The 4,192-nt window shown below is 74.0% G+C and carries 6 protein-coding genes; all 6 read right to left on the bottom strand.

The window, feature by feature from the left end; all coding sequences use genetic code 11:
• Positions 1–182: 182 nt before the first annotated feature.
• Genes ACFXI3_RS44070 through ACFXI3_RS44095 form a run of 6 tightly spaced genes read right to left on the bottom strand, consistent with a single transcriptional unit; the run spans position 183 to position 4,121 of the window.
• Positions 183–1,763 (bottom strand): DNA cytosine methyltransferase, encoded by a 1,581-nt coding sequence (locus ACFXI3_RS44070; protein ID WP_378407934.1) that lies wholly within the window; start codon positions 1,761–1,763, stop codon positions 183–185.
• On the bottom strand, positions 1,763–2,131 hold the full coding sequence (locus ACFXI3_RS44075; protein ID WP_378407936.1) for a hypothetical protein: 369 nt from the start codon (positions 2,129–2,131) through the stop codon (positions 1,763–1,765). The genes ACFXI3_RS44070 and ACFXI3_RS44075 overlap by 1 nt, the downstream gene beginning before the upstream one ends.
• A gap of 31 nt (positions 2,132–2,162) precedes the next feature.
• Positions 2,163–2,345 (bottom strand): hypothetical protein, encoded by a 183-nt coding sequence (locus ACFXI3_RS44080; protein ID WP_378407938.1) that lies wholly within the window; start codon positions 2,343–2,345, stop codon positions 2,163–2,165.
• The gene (locus tag ACFXI3_RS44085) at positions 2,342–2,638 is read right to left on the bottom strand and encodes a hypothetical protein (RefSeq protein WP_378407940.1); all 297 of its coding nucleotides are present in this window, start codon (positions 2,636–2,638) and stop codon (positions 2,342–2,344) included. The genes ACFXI3_RS44080 and ACFXI3_RS44085 overlap by 4 nt, the downstream gene beginning before the upstream one ends.
• A 59-nt stretch (positions 2,639–2,697) precedes the next feature.
• Entirely contained in the window at positions 2,698–3,213 is a 516-nt protein-coding gene (locus tag ACFXI3_RS44090) for an AAA family ATPase (RefSeq protein ID WP_378407942.1), read from the bottom strand.
• The gene (locus tag ACFXI3_RS44095) at positions 3,210–4,121 is read right to left on the bottom strand and encodes a bifunctional DNA primase/polymerase (protein WP_378407944.1); all 912 of its coding nucleotides are present in this window, start codon (positions 4,119–4,121) and stop codon (positions 3,210–3,212) included. Before ACFXI3_RS44095 ends, ACFXI3_RS44090 begins: the two co-directional genes overlap by 4 nt.
• Between the last annotated feature and the right edge of the window lie 71 nt (positions 4,122–4,192).

Here is a 4,192-nt window from a genome sequence, read left to right on the forward strand (position 1 = left end):
CACTTCAGCCCCTCGTACGGGCAGGCGTCGGTCCACTGGTGATCCGCGCACGCCTGGCTGGCGTAGTGCTTGTGGCCGCAGTCGTCGCAGGGCCACGTTTCCCGGATTGCCATGTGCGTTCCCCTTTCCTGGCGCCCGATGCCGGGCGGTCCTGACCGTCGGTCGTCGGCGTGCTCTCGCGGTCACGCTGCCGAACGGGCGCGCGAGCCGGTCCGTTCCAGCGATGCGACGGACGCGCGCACCAGCCATTCGGCGGCGGGCGGGGTGACGCCGTTGCCGAGCTGGCGGACTTGTTCGCGTTTGCTGCCGGTGACCACGTAGTCCGGGGTGAACGCCATCGCGGCCTGCACCTCCGCAACGGCCAGCATCCGGAACGTGCAGTCCTCGACCGCGGGGAGTTCGCGCGGCCAGCCGACCAGCGACTGGTGCCCGGCGGTGGTGAGGGTGCGGGCCGGTTCGGTCGCGGGCGTGCACATCTGGCCTGGGTTGCCGCGCGCGGTGTTGTGCCGCACCAGCATGTGGTGGTTCCCGGACGCGCACACCGTCGCCAGCGGCTCCCGCACGTGCCGCGCGTCCGAGCCGCCGCCGCGCAGCTCGGCGATGAACGCGACGCCCTCGGCCTCGCGGGACGCGCGGGTCCGGAACGGCGACCCGGCCGGATACGCGCTCTCGTTCCAGGTGCCCCCGTCCGGCACCAGCAGCGCGGTCTCGTGCCGCGCGGTCTGCGTGCGCATCGGCTCCATCGCCGAGGCCGCCGTCTTCCCGTCGCGGCCCTCGACCGGCACCACCAGCGCCCGGGTGTGCGACGTGGTCAGGGTGGCGGTCGGCCCGTCGGCCGGCCACGCCCGCGCGTACCCGGAGCCCGGGCGCACGAACGTGTTGCCGGTGGCCTCGAACGTCATCGGCCGCGCGTAGCGCTCCAGGCCGGCCCGGATCCGCTCGAGCGTCTTGGCCGACAGCGGCTTCGCGCGGTCGCCGATCCGCTCGCCGAGGTTCGACCAGTCGAGCACCGCCGCCGCGGGCAGCGCGTACGGCTCGACGACCGCGTTGCGGCACTTCGCGTTCGGGCAGCGGTAGAGGTACTGCTGCCGGTAGCGCCCGACGCTGCGGCCCGGTTTCCACCACTGCACCGCCGCCACCTCGGCATCGCATTCCGGGCACCACGCCGCCGGGCGGATGTCGAGGTCTGGCGCCGGGTTTCCCTTGCGCCAGAACACCACGTACATCCGGTCCCGCGACTGGGGCGCGCGCGGCGCGGCGATCGCCGGGGCGTGCATCGAGTTCAGCGACACCACGCGATGCTCGTAGCCCAGGGAGTCCATCGCGCCCAGCCACGCGCCGAACGGATCCCACTTCGCCGCGTCCACCACGTTCTCCACGATCACGATGTCGTTGCGGTGCACCTCGGCGAACCGCGGCACGTCCCACATCGTCGCCCGCGACCGTTCCGCCACGTGGTCGGGAACCGGCTCCTCCCCGAACAGCACGCCCTGGTCCCGGCTCGCCTCCCGGGCCCGGCCCCGCGCGATGGAGTGGTTCGTGCACTCCGGCGAGGCCCACAGGATGTCGGTGCGGCGGTAGCGGCGCGGTTCCACCTGCGAGATGTCGGCGCAATCGTGAGCGCAGTCCGGGAAATTCAGCTGGTGCGTCTCGATCGCGCGCGGACTGTGGTTCGCCGCCATCACCAGCTCCACCCCCTCCACCGCGGTCGCGCCGAGCCCGGAACCCCCGGCCCCGCAGAACAGATCGGTCACCGTGTACATCAGTCGGTCTCCCCTTCTGTGCCGCACGCGTCGAAAAGGCTTGCCTGGGCGGGATCGTCCGGCGCGACCTCGGCGATCTCGAACTCGAATCCGCATTCCTCGGCGCAGCTCGCGTCCCGTCCCTGGCTGTGGGTGACGCAGCCGCAGTCCGGGCAGGTCCATTCCCGGCAGCGCCGAGCCTCCCGCCGGACCTCGCCGGGAACGATCGCGACAGCGCCCGCGACCGACAGCGGCCAGCCGTAGTCGCTGCGCACTCGGTCGGCGTGATCGGCCTCGGCGGCCTCACGGCCGGGATGGTGGCTGATTTCCCAGTCGTCGTCGCGGTCGATCCACCAACACGGCTCCGGCAGCAGCACAGCCTCCGGCACTGCTGCCGCCCTCGCGAAGGGCCCGGCGAAGTCAGGACGCGGCGGGAACATCGGCCCTCCCGTGCGCACGGCGGTCGCGGATGATGTCCCGGATCTGATCGACCGTGAGGATCGCCCCGCATTCCCCGGCGTCGTGACGGTCGACGACACGCATGATCTCGGCGAGGTACTCCGCATCGGCGACCGGCGCGTCGCTGGCGACCGGGCGGTTCACGCCGCGGCTCCTGCGGTCTCGCGCCGGTAGAGCGCCCAGCAGTCCTCGCAGTCGCACAGCCGCCCGATCCCGTTGGGGAGGTCGACCGTGCCGGGCCGGAGCACGGCCGGGTCGGGCTTCGCCGTCCCGGTCGGGGTGTCCGACCGCCAGGTCGGGACGACCTCAGGCGACTGCGGGTCGAGGTCGCCGCAGCCGCAGCGGTGCTGGCGGCAGGGAACGCTGTCGCCCTTGAGGTTTCGGAGGTGGGAATCGGCCGGGTGCCCGCACGCGCAGCGGTGGATGATGGCGGCCATCGGGGTGTCCTTTCCTGTGGCTGAAGGGGTTTCGGTCGCGAGTGGCGCGGTCGCCGGTGTCAGCGGTCGCGCAGGTAGGGCGGGAGGGCGAGGAACTCGACGGTGTCCCAGCCCTCGGCGTGCAGCCGGGGCAGCGCGTCGGCGATCGCGCGGTGCGCCGACCACACGAACTGGTCGGGCACCCGGCGGGCGTGCCCGCACACCGGGCAGCGGGCGCCGTCGCGGCGGCCGTTGCGCTCCAGCACGGTCAAAAGCGGCGGGAGCAGCACGATCGCGACCGTGCGGGCCCGGTGCGCCTCGGCGAGGTCGAGCAGGTGCGTCCGGAACCGGCGCAGGTAGCCGGTCGTGTCCCACACGACCGTCCCGCCCGCGGCGAGGGTCTCGCGGGTGAGCGCGGTCCCGGCTTCGACCGCCGCGGCGTTGGCGGCCGGGTCGGCCGAGCACCCGCACGCCGACAGCCGCGCCCGGATTTCGTCGAGCGACACCACCGTCGCCTCCTCCGAGGCGTGCTCGCGCCGCCAGGTGGTCTTCCCGGCCCCGGGCGGGCCGACGGTCGCGATCAGAACAGGGCTCATGCGGCCTTCCTTCCGCGCACGCGCCGGGGATTGCCTTCCCCGGCGCGCAGGCTGGTGTCGATGACTCCGTAGTCCTTGGGCAGCGAGGCGGCGTCGCCCCACGACTCGACGGCGGCCCGCAGTTCGGCCCGGGCTGTCTGTTCGTCGAGCAGCCCCGCTCCGACGAGCTGGCCGAGGGCGTAGGAGGCGGTGGACAGGACTCTGTTGCGTCCGCCCGGGGGCTGGCTGCGGACGCGGCCGGTCTCGGCCCTCAGCGCGGCCGCGGTGTAGGAATCCGGCGCGGCCACCGGTTTCTCCCGGTCCGCGCCCGCAGCGGCGGCGATGTGTTCGACGTTGGCCTGGACCAGCCAGGCAGGCAGCTCGACCGGGTCGGTGTCGTCGAGCAGCTCGTACGCGCCGTCGACGCGCACCGAGCCGGGCCCGACGGCGTACCCGCCCCAGCCGCGGGTGTCGACCGCCGGGGCGAGGTGGCCTTGGGTCGAGCGAAGCACGCAGCCGGGCGGGGCCCGGTAGTACAGGTGCCGGCCGGGTGCGCGCGGGGTGGCGACGGTGAACGTGTCCGGCAGCGGCCCGCCCCGCTCGGCCGCGAGGGCCTGCAGGGCGTCCCAGCCGTCCACGCCGCCGGGTTTCGCCGGGTCGCAGTCGACGATCACCAACCCGGCCGGGCCGGGGAACACCGCGATGTTCCACGGTGCCTGCTGCCACTTCGCCGCGATCAGGTCCGGGTCGGTGGTGGCCATCTGCTCCGGGGTGCGGTGCCCGCCGCGGCACTGTCCGGTGCCAGGGCAGCGGTCTTTGCGGTGCCAGTCCGGGTATTTCGCGCCGGGCCGCAGCGGCAACACCGGCCACCCCCTTCCTGCCAGCTCCAGCGCCCACCGCCCGAGCGCGGCGGCCTGTGCGTCAGCCATCGGCGTTCTCCTCTCTCTCCCCGGCTCCGGACCGGGCGGCCTCGCCCGCGCACGCATCGCGCCCCCGGCCG

The organism is Amycolatopsis sp. NPDC059235, assembly GCF_042754125.1.
In the GTDB taxonomy this organism is placed as follows: domain Bacteria; phylum Actinomycetota; class Actinomycetes; order Mycobacteriales; family Pseudonocardiaceae; genus Amycolatopsis; species Amycolatopsis albidoflava.

Coding starts and splice junctions, on each gene's coding strand:
- ACFXI3_RS44070 (WP_378407934.1), bottom strand. CDS start 1,763: ATGTACACGGTGACCGATCTGTTCTGCGGGGCCGGGGGTTCCGGGCTC.
- ACFXI3_RS44085 (WP_378407940.1), bottom strand. CDS start 2,638: ATGGCCGCCATCATCCACCGCTGCGCGTGCGGGCACCCGGCCGATTCC.
- ACFXI3_RS44095 (WP_378407944.1), bottom strand. CDS start 4,121: ATGGCTGACGCACAGGCCGCCGCGCTCGGGCGGTGGGCGCTGGAGCTG.
- ACFXI3_RS44090 (WP_378407942.1), bottom strand. CDS start 3,213: ATGAGCCCTGTTCTGATCGCGACCGTCGGCCCGCCCGGGGCCGGGAAG.